Raw genomic sequence first — 17,330 nt, forward strand, 5'->3', positions numbered from 1 at the left:
GTATATGATGGAAGTACGGTTAAATGGAAGGGTGTATACTTGCCTGGAACAACTTCGTGAACAGGCAGATGAAGAATTGTTCCTTTTTTTAGAAGAGTGGTTCGACGATCGTTCTTATGTACCGGGGCATACTTCCGGTTCGACAGGTGCTCCTAAAGAGATACAGTTGTCCAAAGCGGATATGCGGGCTTCTGCCCGTATGACAAATGCTTTTTTTGCTATCGACCGGGAATCGGTTTTATTGCTGTGTCTTTCGGTTTCGTATATTGCGGGAAAGATGATGGTCGTCAGGGCTCTGGAAGCAGGTGCCGAGTTGTTGACTGTGAAAGTTTCCTCTCATCCTTTACGAATAACGGGACAGGAGGAATATGTGGACAGGAGGATCGACCTGGCTGCTATGGTGCCGATGCAGGTGGAGGAATCTATGAAATCGGAATCGGAAAAGCAACGTTTCGGGTATATTCGTCATCTGATTATCGGAGGGGCTCCGGTATCCGTGGCATTGGAAGAACGGTTGAAAAAAATTCCGACACAATGTTACGCTACATATGGAATGACCGAGACGGTGTCTCATATCGCCTTGAAAAAGTTGAATAGTGATCCGGCTTATTTTGCTTTGGGGGAGGTCGGGTTCGAACAGGATGAGCGGGGATGTCTGATCATCGATGCCCCCCATTTACAAGCCCGCCGTTTTGTGACGAACGATATGGTCAGATTGCATGGAAACAAACGGTTCGAGTGGCTGGGAAGGTTCGACTATGTGATTAATTCAGGAGGGATCAAATTGTTTCCTGAATTAATCGAACAAAAATTGGTCCGTAGTATCCCGGGACGTTTTTTTATTACTTCCCGGCCGGATGAAGTGTTGGGCGAAAGTGTCCTGCTGGCCTTGGAAGGGGCACACTGGGACTTCGTGTCTTTGCAACTATTGCTGCAAAAAATCCGGCCTTTGCTGGGACGTTTCGAGTTGCCCAAAGCGTTTGTAGTCAGTCCTTTTTTCCGGGAGACGACCTCTGGGAAAGTTGTACGTACCTTGCCTGAAAATGCGGTCTTTTATCCTGTCCATCAATTGAGGGTCTCCGAATGATGACGGAAAAAGGCAAAAATACTGAAACAACAGGCGATGATCGTGCTGAGGATAAAAGGGAAATAGGCCGAATCCGTTGAAAACAGACTTTCGATTCCCTGTAGGATAAACGGATAAGTGATGATTGCGATATAATTCATCACCATCACCAGGGACAGGACGAAAGTGGCTTCCGAAGGTTTTACGTGGGAAGCTGTTTTATCGTAAATGATCGGTTGCATGATTCCATAGCCAAAGCCGGTCAGAATGACTCCGAGGGTCAGTAAGAACATACCTGCTTTGAAGACAAAGAAGATTAATCCTACGGTCAGTAAAACGATGGCTATAAAATTGGTATAGGCTTTCAGTAGAGCGATGATGCGGTTGATCAGCAAACCCGGTAAAGTCATAGACAAAAAGAATACGGATATCAACGTGCCGGAAATGTCGTAATTCCCCAATTTCAGATTATGCATATAAAGGGAGAGATTGAGCGGTATGGTCAGTGCCAGAAAAGTAGCCACATAGTAGAAAAGCATGAGTTTGATCAACCAGTTGTATTTTTTATGATGATGTGTCGCCGGCTGTTGAACCGGAGTTGCCTCTTGGGCCGAAGCGGAATAGAAAGGTGGTTTTTCGTCCAGATAGAATGCGAAAAACAGGGAAATACCTGAGATACAATATACGACAAAGGATAAATGCCAGCTGATACCGGCCAGAAAACCGGCCAGTAAAGTGGCGATAACCAGCGTGAGGTTAGTGATCGCAGACACATAGCCCAATTGTTTTGTCCGGTAAGAACCCGAAAAATAATCGGCGACCAGGCCTGTTGAAAAAGGAATTACCAGTCCGGCTCCTATGCCGAGCAGGCCACTGATCAGCAGCAATGCCCACATCCGATCGGCGAAAGGATAGGCGATACTACAGGCGGAAAATATCGCCAGACCGGTAATCAATAATTTTTTTGTATTGAAATAAAGGGACATACGTCCTGCCAGGAGGATGAAAGGAACGATGATAAACGAGGGTAGCGATTCCAGCATTTGCAGTTGTAATTCACTTGTCGAACTGAATATCGACTCCAATTTACCCAGAATAGGTGAGATAGCGAGGCCTGGTAAAGAGGTTACCATGGATATAGAATAAATAGCTATCAATTTTTGCAATGTCATATTTCCCTGGCCTGTTTTGATCTTCATGGTTTTATGGCTTAATTAGAAAGTAATTTTGCATGGTCTGTTTATGGAATTGTAACGCAGGCGGACCTAAAAAGTTAAATCATTTCGGAAAAATGTATCGAAACTAAAAGGAGGCATGCCGAAACTTATTCGATGGTTTGTCGTTATTAAGGGAAATAAACTAAACAGACTCACGATGAGAACATTTAAAAATCAGATGCAGGCTTTTGCCATAAAACAGCTATTGAAGTATGTAGAAAGAGATCCTGAGGTAAATGCGGCTAAAGCTTTAAAGATAATCCGGAAAATAGACCTTGACGGGACTTACGGATCCTCCTGGGATGAATTAGAGAAATGTTTACAGGATCCCGGGAACAATTGGACGCGTCTGGTAAAAAAGGCTTATACGGAATGGGATCCGCATGTCAGGAAAAAACTATTCGAATCCCTGATATGTAATGCAGCGATCATCGGTAATAGTGCTGTAAAAGAGACCAGTAAAAAATATGGGGTGCATGTACCCTGGACGATTTTGATGGATCCGACCTCTGCCTGTAACCTGAAGTGTACGGGGTGTTGGGCGGCCGAATACGGGCATCAGATGTCAATGGACCTGGAAACCCTGGACCGTATTATTACCGAAGCCAAAGCTTTGGGGATTTATATGTTTATTTTTTCGGGTGGGGAACCTTTAGTCCGGAAAAAAGATATCATCAAACTTTGTGAAAAACATACCGATTGTTATTTTCTGGCGTTTACCAACGGAACCCTGATCGATGAGGCTTTTGCCGACGATATGCTGAGGGTTGGAAATTTTGCACCGGCTATCAGTGTCGAAGGATATGGAGAAGAAACGGATATGCGGCGTGGAAAAGGTACTTTCAAGGCAGTGATGAAAGCAATGGAGATATTGAAACGCAAACGCTTGTTATTCGGTATGTCGACTTGTTATCATCGTAAAAACGTCGATGTCGTCGGGTCGTCTGAATATCTTGATTTTATGATCGACCAAGGGGCTGCTTTTGTTTGGTATTTCACTTATATGCCGGTCGGTAACGATGCTGTACCCGAATTGATGGTGACTTCCGAACAGCGGAAATTCATGTACGAGCAAGTACGTATGTTCCGTAAGACAAAGCCGATCTTTGCTATGGATTTCTGGAATGACGGGGAGTATGTCAGGGGATGTATCGCCGGAGGACGTTATTATTTCCATATCAATGCCAATGGGGATGTCGAACCTTGTGCTTTCATTCATTATTCGACAGTCAATATAAAGCAGGTTTCTTTGCTGGAAGCACTTCGTTCTCCCTTGTTTAAGGCTTATCAACAACGCCAGCCTTTTAATAAAAATCATTTGCGTCCCTGTCCGTTGCTGGATAATCCCCATAGTCTGAAAGAAGTTGTGCGTGTTTCGGAAGCTTATTCTACGGATATGCTGAAACCTGAAGATGTGGATGTATTGACAGGTAAATGTGTCGGAACTGCAGAAAAATGGGGGAAAGTAGCCGATCACATCTGGTATGGTAAAAACGGTACAGAAGGGCAGAAAGAAGAAAAACAACTGGAAACAGAAAAATCTGCCGAAAAACGGAAAGGAAATGAGGTGAAAGATAAGGAACGGGAAACTTCGGAACAAAAGCAGGAAAAGGAAAAAGCTTTAAGTGTTTAATGGGTTTTATGTGTCCGGATCAGTACTCGCTGACCTGAATAGAGGGTGGTGGCGAATAAATAAATGTCACCCCCTTCTTTTATGTTACTGCGTTTGCGGAGTTCGGCCACTGTCAGGGGAAAATTACGGGTGGTCAGATTGGCTTTGGGAATTTGGCGGTAAAGCTGTTTCAATAACTTACCGGAAAATTCATAGGTCTCTTCGATAGTGAAGATACGGCCTGGAAAATCCTGACATAAAGATTCGGAGGTGTATAAATGACTGTGCCGGTGTAATTTGAATAAATTCAAACGGGTAGCGATTAATTTGAATGCTCCGCTTTTTAAGAGGGCAGCATGGGGTTCGTAAAGATAGTTTTGCAAGGTTTGACACACTTGCAACGGAGCTTCTTTCTCTTCGTCGGGAGTAAAGATAAAAGGTGGCTCGGCGGTCGTACCACCTAGATTTACTGCATATATTTTTACCGGTTGTACAGAGGGGGTAGTGCCTTCAAGGATGAATAACAGTTCTTTGCATTCATTCCTTACCGCCAGAATATGGATTTCACGGGTTTCCGGTAAGAGCCGCAGGGTCTCTTCGGGATCGGCCATCGGGGATATTTTGACGATTACCCGTCGGGCCCGTTCTAAAAGCAAGGGTTTGAGCTGGAGAATGTCGGGTTCACAATCGGTCAGAGCGAACAGTCGCTTATTACCATTGCCCCGGCGTGCAGGATCCAGATAGAAAGTATCGGCTTGCAGGGTTTGAATAATATCACATGCATCCGAATGGATAATATGAATATTGGAGGTATTCAACACCTTGAAATTATGCTGTGCTGCGGTACAATATTCCGGAAAACGTTCGACGTAAATAACGTTCCCGGCTTTTTGGGCGAAGTAAAAAGTATCGATCCCGAGTCCTCCGGTCAGGTCGCAAACCGTATTTCCTCTAAGAAGTTGCTGTTTATACAGGGCGGTTTGTTCCGATGAACACTGTTCGGTGGACAAGCGGGAAGGATAGATCAATTCATCCTGCTCATACCAGAAAGGAAGCTTATGTTGAATCTGACGCCGGGCGATAATTTGATCGATGGCAAAACGGATATCGATACCGGGAAAGCGGGAAGCGGCCAACAGTAGTTTGTCGGTATTGTCAGTCAGATGTGCGCGTATGAATTGTTTTAGCCCGGCGGTTAGCTGCATGATCTTATCATTTGCCGGCAAAGATACGAATTAATCAGGTTTTGTAAATAATAGATGCCTATTCCGGCCAGAAATCCGGTTATGGCAATCCAGCTGATATGCCGCATATACCAGGTGAAACTGATTTTCTCGAGTCCCATCACTACTACTCCGGCGGCAGAGCCGATGATCAGAATACTTCCACCTGTTCCGGCACAATAAGCTAAAAGTTTCCAGAAATTCCCGTCACTGACAAAATTCAACAAATAGGCAGTTTCGGAAATACCTCCCGCTGTGGCCGGCGCTGTGAGCGGATACATGCCCATGGCAGCCGCTACTAAAGGTACATTGTCGATGACAGAAGAAAGAAATCCGATAATACCTGTAATGATATAGACATTATGAATACCCGAATTCAGTAAATCGGACAACTGGTGTAATAGGCCTATAGCTTCCAGGGCTGCGACCGCCATCAGGATACCGAAGAAAAATAAAATAGTAGAGAAATCTACTTTGGTCAGGACATCGGGAATCCGGTATTTCAGACCGGTCAAATCTGTTTTCTTCCGGTTATACAGGCAATCGGTGTAAAACCACAAAAAACCTAAGGTAAACAGTATGCCGGCAAAAGGGGGCAGGTCGGTCAGTGATTTAAAGATGGGAACCGCTAACAGACAAAGGATACCGATGATCAGGATACTTGTTTGCTCCTGTTTACCGAGGTAAAGGGAAGAAACGCCGGAAGTTGGGGAGGGGGTGGTTATGCTGTTGCTTTTCAATGAGTAAGAGACCAGCCATACCGGAATTGCCAGCGAGATAACACTGGGGAGAAACAGGCCTTTCATGATGTTACCTGAAGTAATGTTATCGTTGATCCAGAGCATGATTGTGGTGACATCCCCGATCGGGGTCCAGGCTCCCCCGGCATTGGCTGCAATAATGATGATACTGCCGAAAATCCAGCGTTCGCGTTGTTCCGACAATAGCTTTTGAATCAGCATCATCATGACGATAGCCGAGGTCATGTTATCCAGTACGGACGACATAAAAAAGGTGATAAAAGCTACGAGCCATAACAGCTTCTTTTTGTTTTTTGTTTTTACAGACCGGGTGATTCCGTCGAAACCCTGGTGAACATCGATCGTCTCTACAATAGTTAAAGCGCCGATCAGATAGAATAGGATTTCGGAGATATTGCCTAAATGATCGATAATTTCCCAATTAAGAATATATTCACGTACCTGGGCAAGCGGGGAGAGATGCTCATAGGCCGGATGCTGGTGTATGAAATTTTGAAAAGCGGCCGGATCCGCCCCTACGATGATTTGCGGACCGGAAAAGATATACATGACCCATAAGAGGATCCCCAACAGAAGAGCTATTGCCGTTTTATTAATACCGGTCTGATGTTCGAGCGCGATGAAAATATATCCGATGACGAACATCACGATCATTGCTGTTAACATGTTGAAAATTTTAGCGTTTACCCTTGCTTGTACGTTTATTGTTCCGGAAGTGTTTATCCATTTTTTTTGTAATTTTTGTCTCAGGGCAATCATCCTGTTGAAGAAATGCGTATATTTGCACAAAATTCGGGTTGATGAAACGGTTTGTTATATGTCTATTGTTTTTGTTTACAGTTGTGTGGAGTTGGAACACAATGGTGAATTATTTTGGCCCGGAGAATTTGGTTGCAGAAAAGATGACTGGCTCTGATGACAAGGTGGTTCAAAAGTTAGACGAGGTGATCAGTGCCTTGATGGAAGCGAATCATTTTACGAACCTTTCGGTACAGCCTACCCTTAGCTTTACTTCTAATATTGCCAGACGGTATCGGCCGGGTGGTTTTACTTTCGACAAATTTATGGAGTATCAGCTTGAAGAGCGGGAAATGTTGCTGAAAAATCATTTAAAAACAACTTTCTTTTTCTCGCAGGAATATGCGGCCAGGCAAAAATATGCCGGCTATTATATCTTTTCCCTGCGTAAAATCATTATTTAATTGCTTTGTTTATATACTGTCGGTTCACTGATCATTTAATCGTTGGTTCGTTTGATTGACCAGAGGATCGGTATTGTTGTGTGCGTGGATCGACAGGAAACGGACCGATGAATAAAACAATTTAAAAATGAGAAAATTATGGGAAAGTTCAAAAAACTTCAGGAAGATATAGAAAATGTTACTAATAAAGAAGTAGTAAAACAAACCCGGATTTCCGGTGTAGCGACTATTGTGTTAATTATTTCGGTGGCATGTGCCATCGGTGGTATGAGTTTTGAAGATCCGAATTCTTCTATGCCGACATTTCTGTTTACCGCTTCGGCTTTGTTGTTTCTAAGTGGAGTCATTAAATTGTTGGTCGATCGTAGTTGCTATATGTTCAAACCGACCAAAAGTAAACTGAAAACGATGACCATGTATTTCGATGTGCATGAAAGTGACAATCTACAGGATTGTATGGAAATGAAGCGGTTTGAAGATCTGAAAAAAATGAAACGGGAAAAAGATACCGGTGTGAAAGTGGAGGCAATGATTGCTGACGATCAAAAATTTGCCGCAGTACAGATTTCAGAGTATATCCCTTATTCCTATGAGGCGGTGACTCCTGTTATGTGTTATTATGGCGAAGAAGCGCGGCTGCTGGCTTCCTATCTGAAAGTATCTTAATGATAGACACCCCTCTGAAGAGAATTTCTTACTCGCCAGAGGGGTGAAGTTTATCTATGTCTTTGTATTATTTTTTCAGTTTGGGGAGTAGTGCGGAAAGGGTAGTCAGTAATTCTTGTTGCATTCTGAATAGTTTTTCCAAATCTTTGTGAAGGTTCATATACTGGTCGTCTCTGGTTTGGAACATCAGCCGGATTTCCTCTACAGCTGCTTCCACACTGTTTGGGGCCGGAGTCTTTTTAGGGGAAGTTTCATCATGGGGTGTGCTGACCATATTTTGTCCTGTCCGTATCCATTCTTCGGAAATTCCCAAATAGTTACGAAATAATTCCCACTTGATTCCATCGGGTTTCGTCTTGCCTGTCAGATAATTGGATATAGTCGAGGCGGAGAGGTTCAGATCGTGTGCGATCCGGTATTTAGAAATCTTTCTGGTTTCTAAATATTCCTGCAACCTTTCTTGTTGTTCCGGCGAAAGTTTTTCCATACGAATCTTTTTTTGATATATATTGAAAATAATTCAAGATTTGCTTGTTTTTATTGCAGAATTGTACTATTTTTGCAAAATTGAATATACACAAATATAAGAAAATATTACCGGATTTTTATCTGTTTTGATAATTGTTTGGTAAAAGTAGTTTATTGTTTAGTTTTCAATAAATTGTGGGAGTGTTTGCTGGAAGCAGAAAGAGCGGGGGCGTTGGAAAATAGGTCCGATTATAGGGTTTTGCTATCTGTTTGGAGGCTAAAAGAGGAGAGTTACTGAAATAGGGTGTGTTACAATATTGGAATATTGTTCTGCTTTATAATGTAAAATAGTGTTTAACTTTTTTTTAACCGCTTGCCAGACAGGAAAATATTGTAATCCATATTTTAAATTAATAGTTTTGTAACGCTTAGTTTGAATCTAAATAATAATGTAAATCATAAAGATTATGGCAGAAGAAAATGCAATTGAAAGAATAAGATGTGTGATCATCGGTTCAGGCCCTGCCGGCTATACTGCAGCTATTTATGCAGCCCGTGCGAATTTGAAACCGGTATTATATACAGGCTTACAGATGGGTGGACAGTTGACGACAACTACCGAAGTCGAGAATTTTCCCGGTTATCCGGAAGGAGTGACGGGTCCTGTTATGATGGAAGATATGCGTAAACAGGCAGAACGTTTCGGGACGGATATCCGTTTCGGTATCGTTACTGCCGTCGATTTTTCCGGGCATCCTCATAAACTGACGATCGACGATTGCAAGCAAATCGAAGCTGATGCAGTGATCATCGCTACGGGTGCTTCGGCTAAATACCTGGGGCTTCCTACCGAAGAGAAATTCAGAGGTCTGGGAGTGAGTGCCTGTGCTACTTGCGACGGATTCTTTTACCGGGGTAAAGATGTGGCTGTCGTCGGTGGTGGTGATACTGCTTGCGAGGAGGCAACTTATCTGGCAGGTCTGTGCCGGAAAGTATATCTGATTGTCCGCAAAAACTATCTGAGAGCTTCTAAAGCTATGCAGCAACGGGTATTCAATACTGAAAACATCGAAGTGCTTTTCGAACACAATACGCTGGAACTTTACGGGTCGGATATGGGACTCGAAGGTGCACGTCTGTTGTACCGGAAAGGAGAACCGGAAGAATGTGAAAAGGACATTAAGATCGACGGATTCTTCCTGGCTATCGGTCATCATCCGAATTCCGAAGTATTCAGTAAGTATGTAAAGGTAGATGAACAAGGTTATATTATTACCGAAGGAGCTTCGACCCGTACCAATGTGCCGGGTGTGTTCGCTGCCGGAGATATCATGGATCCGGTTTATCGTCAGGGGATTGCCGCTGCAGGTTCTGGTTGCCGCGCTGCTATCGATGCCGAACGGTATATCGGTGAGTTGGAAAGTAAATAAAAATAAAACAGCCGTCGTGAGACGGCTGTTTTATTTTATCGTAACCATTGTCGCTCCGTATCCATATTGTTTGAAAGAAGCATCCTGATGATGGTGGCGTTTGTATTTTGTCTGGAGTTCCCATAAAATGCGCTGCCGTAAGATACCGTCTCCTTTTCCATGAATAAAGATTATTTTTTGGCCTTTCCGTAGTTTGTATTCTTCCATGGTTTTCCGGAAAATTTCCAATTGATATTCCAGGATGTCTTTATTATTCATTCCGGCCGTTGTTTCGAGTAATTCATGGCAATGTAAATCTATCTCGACGATGTTACCGACAATCTGTTTTTGTGGCCGGGGAGTCGGGGCCGGTGTTGTGTCCTTTTTCTCGCGTATGGCCTGAGTGAGTTGTTTCTCATCGATTTCTTCGGTGGCAGGCAGATGTTCTTTATCCAAAGCACGGATGATGCAAATCGAATCAAACCAGCGGGTATGTTTATAAATACCGGATTTACAAAGATTGACGGTATTGATTTTTACTTCTGCTTCGATCGGAGTTCTGGGTGTCGTGGAACCTTTCTTGAAAAAGATAGCCTGGATATGAACGGCTTTTATACCGGCATCGATATCTTTTAACGAGTATGTTCCTATCGGACAAGTGCTGTCCGGATTACAATTACCGGCACTGATACCGCTATATTTTTCCCCATGGCGAAAAGCGATCGAATAGAGACAAGTTTGCTGTGTATCGTTAACCAAAAATAGTTCATAGCGGGAATCCGGTAAATTGTTGAAATTATCGGGGACAATAGCGAAATACAACGTATCGCCCGATTCCATCGTTACCCCTTTTTGTACCTGAGTTACGGAACTACTATCCGGTTTAGAAGGAGTGAAATCAGAGTGGATGACGACCAGGTCACTTGTTGAAGCCGGTATTTCGAACCCATAGTCGTCGACAAAGATATTGACGGTTGTATTGTCTATGATGCCGGTTACTTTACCTTCCATTTTTTCTGAAATGAAACGTACGATATCACCTATCCTTATATTCATAGCTGTGTTATAAAATTAAAATGGGAAATAGCGGCATTATTTCAACACTTTGAAAGTCAACGGGCCAGAATCGTGATGGTCCGGACAATCGTGGTGTTGACAGGCTTCTCCGGAATCGGTGAGTGCGCCTTGTAACCAGGCATTGACTACTGCTTCGACACTGCCCGAACATCCCCGTATCACCCGGATATGGTGGTCTTCGAGCGTATGTTTGGCTCCTTCGCCCATATTGCCCGCGAGCATCAATTCAACACCTTTTTCTTCTAATACCGAGGCTATATTGGATTTGCATCCACATCCTTCCGGAGAAGCCTGAATTTCTGTACAGACAATCAGTTTGTCTTCACTGATTGTAAAAATCGTATAATACTCACAATGTCCGAAATGATCGTCGACGACATTATTTCTTGTCGGAATAGCTACTTTCATAAGATTCGATTTATAGGGACAAAGGTAGCTATTAATCCTCACCTTTCCCTTATTTTTCGGGGAGTTTTTTCAGACAGAAAAACCAATCGTAGCATCGGGTACCACTGGCAGGTTTGTCCATTCGTTCGTTTGCCGCATTGAACGAGCCCGGGGTAGGAGCGATCACTTCGTCTCCAGGACACCAGTCGGCCGGTAGGGCTACTCCATATTTATCGATGGTTTGCAAGCCGATAAGTACCCGTTTCAGTTCGTCGAAATTTCGTCCCAGAGCCAGCGGATAATAGATAATGGCCCGGATGATTCCTTGCGGATCGATGTAAAATACGGCACGGACAGCGTTGGTCGAGCTTTCCCGGGGTTGGATCATGCCGTATAAATGGGCTACTTCCATGGTCACATCGGCAATTAACGGAAATTGAACCTCAACATTTTTCTTTCCTTTGTACTCGATCTTTTCCCGGATGGTCCGCAACCAGGCAATATGACTGTATAAACCGTCGACAGAAAGTCCTATCAGTTGACAATTCAGCGCTTTGAATTCTTCCGTCATAGCTCCGAAAGTAACGAATTCGGAGGTACATACCGGAGTGAAATCGGAAGGATGACTGAAAAGAATAATCCATTTGCCGTTAAAGTCCAGAGGAAAATGAATTTTTCCTTGAGTAGTGACTGCATCGAATACCGGAGCCTGATCGCCGATCCGGGGCATCGGAATAGTTTCGTCTGTAAAATCCATGATGATACTGTTTTAAGTTGTTTGTAATACCTGAAATACGTTTTTTTCTGCCGAAAGGTTGGAAATAGTCGGATAACCTTTCTTTTGTGGTTGGCGTAAAATCTTGATAACGAAATGGTTTTTAATGAGAAGAAGCATGACTTTTAAAATTGTTGTTTTGAGTTTGATGTTAGGTATTTGGGGCTTGGATGCCTGGTCACAAAATGAAGAGCCGGACTTTTCGGGACAATCGGAAGATAGTCTGATGCAGGCTTTAGGAAATATACCGGCTTTCACTATATATAAAGATAATTATGTGGTGACCGGAACGAGTTTCACCGGTGGAAAAATTTCGAAATACAATTCGGATGCTAAATTTCAGATTAGCTTACGCCACCGGCTTTACCGTAAGTTATTGCCTTATCGGATTTATTTATTCCTGACGTATAGCCAGAAGTCTTTTTGGGATATTTACCGGAAATCGGCCCCTTTTGCGGACAATAATTATAACCCTTCTTTAGGGTTCGGACGTAATTTTATCGGGGAGGGAAGGATTAAAGGTATCGGGATGGTGCAGTTCGAGCATGAATCGAACGGGCGCGACAGTATTTGGTCGAGGAGTTGGAACCGGTTGACTTTTACCGGTATTTATCTGATGAATAAAAATTATACTTTTCAGGCCAAGGTTTGGATAGCTATGCAGGTAGCTAAAGAAAACAGACACCTGACCAGATATGCCGGAATCGGACATTTGGCAGCGACTTATGCCAGTGATAACGGACGTTTGTCCTGTTCGGCCTTAATGATAAAACGGGGTGGGTGGAATTGGAATGCGAATTGGCGTTTGGAGGTTGCCTATCGATTGTTCAGAGAAGATAACCAGTATTTATTTATGCAATTTTGTAATGGATATGGCGAAAGTATGATCGCCTACAATCAGTTCAGGCGTTACTTACGGTTTGGATTTGTGATCAAACCCCGCTCGGTGACTATATTTTAAAGGAAAGGTGTGTGATTAATTGTGATATTTTTGGGCGTAATCGTTTGAAATTATTAAATTAGCGGGTCGAAAAGTAATAAATATTAAATATATAATGAGATGACATTACAAGAATTCCAACAATCTATCCGGGAAGGTATTCCCGCGGAATTGCCTGCACCGAAACCTTATGATCCGGAGGTAAACCATGCACCGAAACGGAAGGATATCCTGACGAAAGAGGAAAAAAAACTCGCTATCCGGAACGCCTTACGCTATTTCGAACCGCGGCATCATGCTGTTTTGGCCCGTGAATTTGCAGAAGAATTAGAAAAATATGGCCGGATTTATATGTATCGGTTTCGGCCGGATTATGAAATGTACGCTCATAATATATACGATTATCCTCATAAATGTTTGCAAGCGGCTGCTATTATGCTGATGATCAACAATAATCTGGATAAGGCTGTTGCACAACATCCCCATGAGTTGATTACTTACGGAGGAAACGGTGCGGTATTCCAAAACTGGGCACAATATCGTCTGGCTATGAAATATTTGTCAGAAATGACCGACGAACAAACTCTGGTGATGTATTCCGGTCATCCGCTGGGATTGTTTCCTTCGCATAAAGATGCTCCCCGGGTTGTGGTCACCAATGGTATGGTCATTCCGAATTATTCGAAACAGGACGATTGGGAAAGGTTTAATGCTCTTGGTGTATCCCAATACGGACAAATGACTGCCGGATCGTATATGTATATCGGGCCGCAAGGAATCGTTCATGGTACTACCATTACGGTTTTAAATGCCGGTCGTAAGATTTCCAAACATGGTGAAGGTCTGGCGGGGAAGTTGTTCGTTACCGCAGGTTTGGGAGGTATGTCGGGAGCTCAGCCTAAAGCAGGAAATATTGCCGGTTGTGTAAGTATCACTGCCGAAATCAATCCGAAAGCTACCCATACCCGTTATTCACAGGGATGGGTAGATGAGGTGATCGATGATCTGGATGTGCTGATGAAACGGGTGCGGCAGGCGAAAGCTGAGAAACAGGTCGTTTCCATTGCTTACCAAGGGAATGTCGTCGATTTGTGGGAACGGCTGGCTGAGGAAGATATCGTGGTGGAGCTGGGATCCGACCAGACTTCTTTGCATAATCCCTGGGCAGGAGGATATTATCCTGTCGGTCTTTCTTTCGAAGAGAGCAAACAAATGATGGCCGAACAACCGGAATTATTTAAAGAGAAAGTACAGGAGTCCTTGCGTCGCCATGTGGCTGCTATCAATAAATGTGTCGAACGGTTCGGAACTTATTTCTTCGATTACGGGAATGCATTTTTATTGGAGTCTTCCCGTGCCGGTGCCGATATCCTGAAGCCGAACGGCGATTTCAAGTATCCTTCTTATGTGCAGGATATTATGGGACCGATGTGTTTCGATTACGGTTTCGGTCCTTTCCGTTGGGTATGTACCAGCGGTGATCCGAAGGATTTGGCGAAGACCGATGAGTTGGCTGCTAAAGTACTGGAAGAGCTGGCTGCTCAGTCTCCGAAAGAAATTCAGCAACAGATGCATGACAATATACGCTGGATCAAAGCTGCTGCCGAAAACCATTTGGTGGTAGGTTCACAGGCTCGCATCCTTTACGCAGATGCTGAAGGAAGAATAAAGATTGCAGAAGCTTTTAACAAGGCGATCGAATGGGGAGAGATCTCTGCTCCTGTTGTGCTGGGACGTGATCACCACGATGTGTCCGGAACAGATTCACCTTACCGGGAGACTTCGAATATTTACGACGGATCGAAGTTTACGGCGGATATGGCCGTACAGAATGTGATCGGTGATTCTTTCAGAGGGGCTACCTGGGTGTCTTTGCATAATGGTGGTGGTGTCGGCTGGGGAGAAGTGATCAACGGAGGTTTCGGTATGTTGCTGGATGGCTCTGCCGATGCTGACAGACGCTTGAAAAATATGCTGTTCTGGGATGTGAATAACGGTATTTCCCGCCGGAGCTGGGCTCGGAACGAAGGTGCCGTATTTGCGATCAAACGGGCTATGGAGGCGAATCCGAATCTGAAAGTGACTTTACCGAATTACGCAGACGATCAGTTGGTGGAAAGTTTATTCTGATCCGATAGAATAGTCCGATAAGTAAAGAATTCTTTTATAGTTGGACGGTGCATATACAGTTTTTAACTGTTGGCACCGTTCATTTTTTATTCTTGATTTTCTTTGAAGGCCTTTCGGACCGGCTATCAATTGTCGAACCCGGGGCGTACGAATGTCCTGGCTTTAGGAAAATACTCGTCGGCATCGCTGCGTAATTGTTCCAATACTACCAATAGATGGGATATTTCTTTTTGATAAGCCGGACACAAAGGTTGTATTATTTTCCAGTTTTCAATCGAACGTTCCACCCCGATAAGAGCCACTTTGGCCGATCCATTATAGTCTTCTGTCGTTTTTGACTTATTGGCCGTATGGTAGTGATAACCGTATAATGCCCTTCGGATTTTGGCTTGAATCAAATCCGGATACCAGCCGACGACTTCTAAAGCCTCTTCCAGAAGTTCGTTTTTTTCTTTATCATTTATTATTTCGTAAAGCTGCTCCAGACATTTATCGGCCCAATATTCGTAAATACTGCAAATTCGGAGGAGATCCGAAGATTCGAGTTTTTGGTAAACTTGCTCTCTTGGAGTCCCTTCGTAATCCTCACCCCAAAACTCCCGGTCGATATTTTCCGAAGCATAAATGTCCTCGACATTTAATCCGCGTTCTTCAGCCAATTCATGTAATACTTCATAAGTAGATTCGAAGACTTCTTTCAGGCGTGCCCAAATACTTTCATCTTCCCGATGGCCTTCCCGTTCAAAATTGAAACCGCCTTTCTCCTCGATCTTTTTTCCCATTACAAAGCTCATACACCGCAACTGTTGTTCGCATTTTTCACACCAACGATCGCAATAATTATAAATACCAGGGATGAATCCGACATCCACAACTTTTTTAATTTTCTTTTTGGACACAATTATCTAAGATTGAGTTTTACAGACTTTTTTAGTCAAACTACCCTAATTCTTCAAAGATTCCGGACTATTTTACCAGAATACAGGGTACAAAGATAGTCTATATCAATAAAATAAAAAAAAATTTTGAAAACTTCATCAAATAATATGGTTAACCAGGCGATATCCCTCTGTATTATTCATTAAAAACTATTATTTTATAACCGTCGGAATGCTATTGATTACTATATCGCTTCTCTGATTCGGAGAATACATCCGATTGGAAGATTTGTATTTAAGGGGATTTTACTTTATTTTCGCGCCGGATTTCTGGTAAACATCCTGTTTATATATAAATGACGCTGGAGTAGGGTTTCGGTATCGCATGGGCAGGGCGGAAATGATTGTGCGTCGATTCGGGCAGGCGGTAAATCGCTTTCTTTTTTTCCGGAGAATGGACTGTCGGAGGGAAGCATATCCGACTTTGTAAAATTGAATAGTCGACAAGTTTATATTCGATACTATGTGGTTGTTACTGGCTTTTGTTTCTGCTACTTTGTTGGGATTGTACGATGTGGTGAAAAAAATTTCTTTAGAGAGGAATGCAGTTATACCGGTTCTCTTTTTGAATATTTTTTTCTGTTGTCTTCTTTTTTTACCGGTGGTCCTTTTATCTGCCTTGGCTCCTGACATGATGCGGAATACGTTGTTATTCTTACCGGCTATCGGAAGTGAAGGGCATTTTTTGTTATTTTTGAAAGCTGTGATCGTTTTGGCTTCCTGGATTTTCGCTTATTTTTCTTTGAAACATTTGCCTATTACGATTGCTTCACCGATCAAGGCTACCCAGCCTATTCTGACTTTACTGGGAGCTTTACTTGTTTTTGGAGAACGGTTGAACATTTGGCAATGGGCCGGAGTTTTAACTGCAGTAATTTCTTTGTTTTTGCTTTCCCGTTCAGGTAAGAAAGAGGGAATCCGGTTTGCGCATAATAAGTGGATTTATTTTATGATTCTTGCAGTCGTAACCGGTTCTGTGAGTGGGTTATACGATAAATATCTGATGACTTGTCTCGACCGGATGAATGTGCAGGTATGGTATAATTTTTACCAATTGGCTATAATGGGGGTTATTTTATTTACACTTTGGTATCCCGGAAGAAAAAAATCTACTCCTTTTCAATGGCGTAATACTATTCCTTTTATTTCTATTTTGTTGGTGCTGGCTGATTTTGTTTATTTCTATGCTTTAAGCTACGAAGACTCGATGATTTCTATTATTTCTTTAGTGCGCAGGAGTGGGGTGGTGGTTTCATTTATTGCCGGAGCGATCTGGTTTAAAGAGAGGAATTTGAAAGCTAAGTTTATAGACCTGCTTTTGGTTTTAGCCGGTATGTATCTGATTTATTTAGGAACTCGTTGATGGGCGGGAAAGTCAGTCTTTTCTAAGGAAGGAGAAATATTAAGGTAGACGGGCGGTAACTCCTGATACTGATTTTGGAATCTAGCCCGAAGGCTC

At 43.1% G+C, this 17,330-nt stretch carries 16 protein-coding genes; 8 read left to right on the plus strand and 8 right to left on the minus strand.

Annotation, left to right across the window (positions count from 1 at the left end):
* Positions 1 to 4 precede the first annotated feature (4 nt).
* On the plus strand, positions 5 to 1,087 hold the full coding sequence (locus ODOSP_RS01880) for an AMP-binding protein (RefSeq protein WP_013610721.1): 1,083 nt from the start codon (positions 5 to 7) through the stop codon (positions 1,085 to 1,087).
* Here the strand turns inward: ODOSP_RS01880 and ODOSP_RS01885 are convergent.
* A complete protein-coding gene (locus ODOSP_RS01885) occupies positions 1,066 to 2,265 on the minus strand; it encodes an MFS transporter (RefSeq protein WP_013610722.1) in 1,200 nt (399 codons plus the stop codon). The genes ODOSP_RS01880 and ODOSP_RS01885 overlap by 22 nt on opposite strands.
* Positions 2,266 to 2,440: 175 nt before the next feature.
* On the opposite strand from ODOSP_RS01885, the gene ODOSP_RS01890 reads away from it, so the two are divergent.
* Complete coding sequence (locus ODOSP_RS01890; protein WP_013610723.1) at positions 2,441 to 3,916, plus strand: radical SAM protein; 1,476 nt, start codon at positions 2,441 to 2,443, stop codon at positions 3,914 to 3,916.
* Here the strand turns inward: ODOSP_RS01890 and ODOSP_RS01895 are convergent.
* Together ODOSP_RS01895 and nhaD are read right to left on the minus strand one after the other, a co-directional pair.
* Complete coding sequence (locus tag ODOSP_RS01895; RefSeq protein ID WP_022160059.1) at positions 3,913 to 5,100, minus strand: class I SAM-dependent methyltransferase; 1,188 nt, start codon at positions 5,098 to 5,100, stop codon at positions 3,913 to 3,915. The two genes, ODOSP_RS01890 and ODOSP_RS01895, sit on opposite strands and share 4 nt — an antisense overlap.
* A complete protein-coding gene (gene nhaD, locus ODOSP_RS01900) occupies positions 5,091 to 6,545 on the minus strand; it encodes a sodium:proton antiporter NhaD (protein WP_013610725.1) in 1,455 nt (484 codons plus the stop codon). The genes ODOSP_RS01895 and nhaD overlap by 10 nt, the downstream gene beginning before the upstream one ends.
* 134 nt (positions 6,546 to 6,679) lie before the next feature.
* Between nhaD and ODOSP_RS01910 the strand changes: the two genes are divergently transcribed.
* Entirely contained in the window at positions 6,680 to 7,081 is a 402-nt protein-coding gene (locus ODOSP_RS01910; protein WP_013610726.1) for a hypothetical protein, read from the plus strand.
* Between the two features lie 138 nt (positions 7,082 to 7,219).
* Positions 7,220 to 7,747 carry a hypothetical protein gene (locus ODOSP_RS01915; protein ID WP_013610727.1) on the plus strand — a complete coding sequence of 176 codons (528 nt, stop codon included), beginning with the start codon at positions 7,220 to 7,222 and terminating at the stop codon, positions 7,745 to 7,747.
* Positions 7,748 to 7,814: 67 nt separating this feature from the next.
* On the opposite strand, the gene ODOSP_RS01920 is transcribed toward ODOSP_RS01915, so the two are convergent.
* The gene (locus ODOSP_RS01920) at positions 7,815 to 8,234 is read right to left on the minus strand and encodes a helix-turn-helix domain-containing protein (RefSeq protein ID WP_013610728.1); all 420 of its coding nucleotides are present in this window, start codon (positions 8,232 to 8,234) and stop codon (positions 7,815 to 7,817) included.
* A gap of 448 nt (positions 8,235 to 8,682) precedes the next feature.
* Between ODOSP_RS01920 and trxB the strand changes: the two genes are divergently transcribed.
* Positions 8,683 to 9,645 (plus strand): thioredoxin-disulfide reductase, encoded by a 963-nt coding sequence (trxB, locus tag ODOSP_RS01925; RefSeq protein ID WP_013610729.1) that lies wholly within the window; start codon positions 8,683 to 8,685, stop codon positions 9,643 to 9,645.
* 30 nt (positions 9,646 to 9,675) lie between these two features.
* On the opposite strand, the gene ODOSP_RS01930 is transcribed toward trxB, so the two are convergent.
* The 3 genes from ODOSP_RS01930 to ODOSP_RS01940 are packed head-to-tail and all read right to left on the minus strand — an operon-like array spanning position 9,676 to position 11,845.
* A complete protein-coding gene (locus ODOSP_RS01930; protein ID WP_013610730.1) occupies positions 9,676 to 10,680 on the minus strand; it encodes a DUF2027 domain-containing protein in 1,005 nt (334 codons plus the stop codon).
* 36 nt (positions 10,681 to 10,716) lie between these two features.
* A complete protein-coding gene (locus tag ODOSP_RS01935) occupies positions 10,717 to 11,109 on the minus strand; it encodes a NifB/NifX family molybdenum-iron cluster-binding protein (protein ID WP_013610731.1) in 393 nt (130 codons plus the stop codon).
* A 49-nt stretch (positions 11,110 to 11,158) separates the two neighbouring features.
* On the minus strand, positions 11,159 to 11,845 hold the full coding sequence (locus ODOSP_RS01940; protein WP_013610732.1) for a peroxiredoxin: 687 nt from the start codon (positions 11,843 to 11,845) through the stop codon (positions 11,159 to 11,161).
* Positions 11,846 to 11,981: 136 nt separating this feature from the next.
* On the opposite strand from ODOSP_RS01940, the gene ODOSP_RS01945 reads away from it, so the two are divergent.
* Both ODOSP_RS01945 and ODOSP_RS01950 read left to right on the plus strand, forming a co-directional pair.
* Complete coding sequence (locus ODOSP_RS01945) at positions 11,982 to 12,824, plus strand: phospholipase A (RefSeq protein WP_013610733.1); 843 nt, start codon at positions 11,982 to 11,984, stop codon at positions 12,822 to 12,824.
* A 99-nt stretch (positions 12,825 to 12,923) separates the two neighbouring features.
* On the plus strand, positions 12,924 to 14,933 hold the full coding sequence (locus ODOSP_RS01950; protein WP_013610734.1) for a urocanate hydratase: 2,010 nt from the start codon (positions 12,924 to 12,926) through the stop codon (positions 14,931 to 14,933).
* A 125-nt stretch (positions 14,934 to 15,058) separates the two neighbouring features.
* Here the strand turns inward: ODOSP_RS01950 and ODOSP_RS01955 are convergent, their stop codons facing one another.
* On the minus strand, positions 15,059 to 15,832 hold the full coding sequence (locus ODOSP_RS01955; protein WP_041556277.1) for a hypothetical protein: 774 nt from the start codon (positions 15,830 to 15,832) through the stop codon (positions 15,059 to 15,061).
* 502 nt (positions 15,833 to 16,334) lie between these two features.
* Between ODOSP_RS01955 and ODOSP_RS01960 the strand changes: the two genes are divergently transcribed.
* Positions 16,335 to 17,234 (plus strand): DMT family transporter, encoded by a 900-nt coding sequence (locus tag ODOSP_RS01960; RefSeq protein WP_013610736.1) that lies wholly within the window; start codon positions 16,335 to 16,337, stop codon positions 17,232 to 17,234.
* Positions 17,235 to 17,330: the final 96 nt, after the last annotated feature.

The sequence above is a fragment of the Odoribacter splanchnicus DSM 20712 genome (assembly GCF_000190535.1).
GTDB classification, from domain to species: Bacteria; Bacteroidota; Bacteroidia; order Bacteroidales; family Marinifilaceae; genus Odoribacter; species Odoribacter splanchnicus.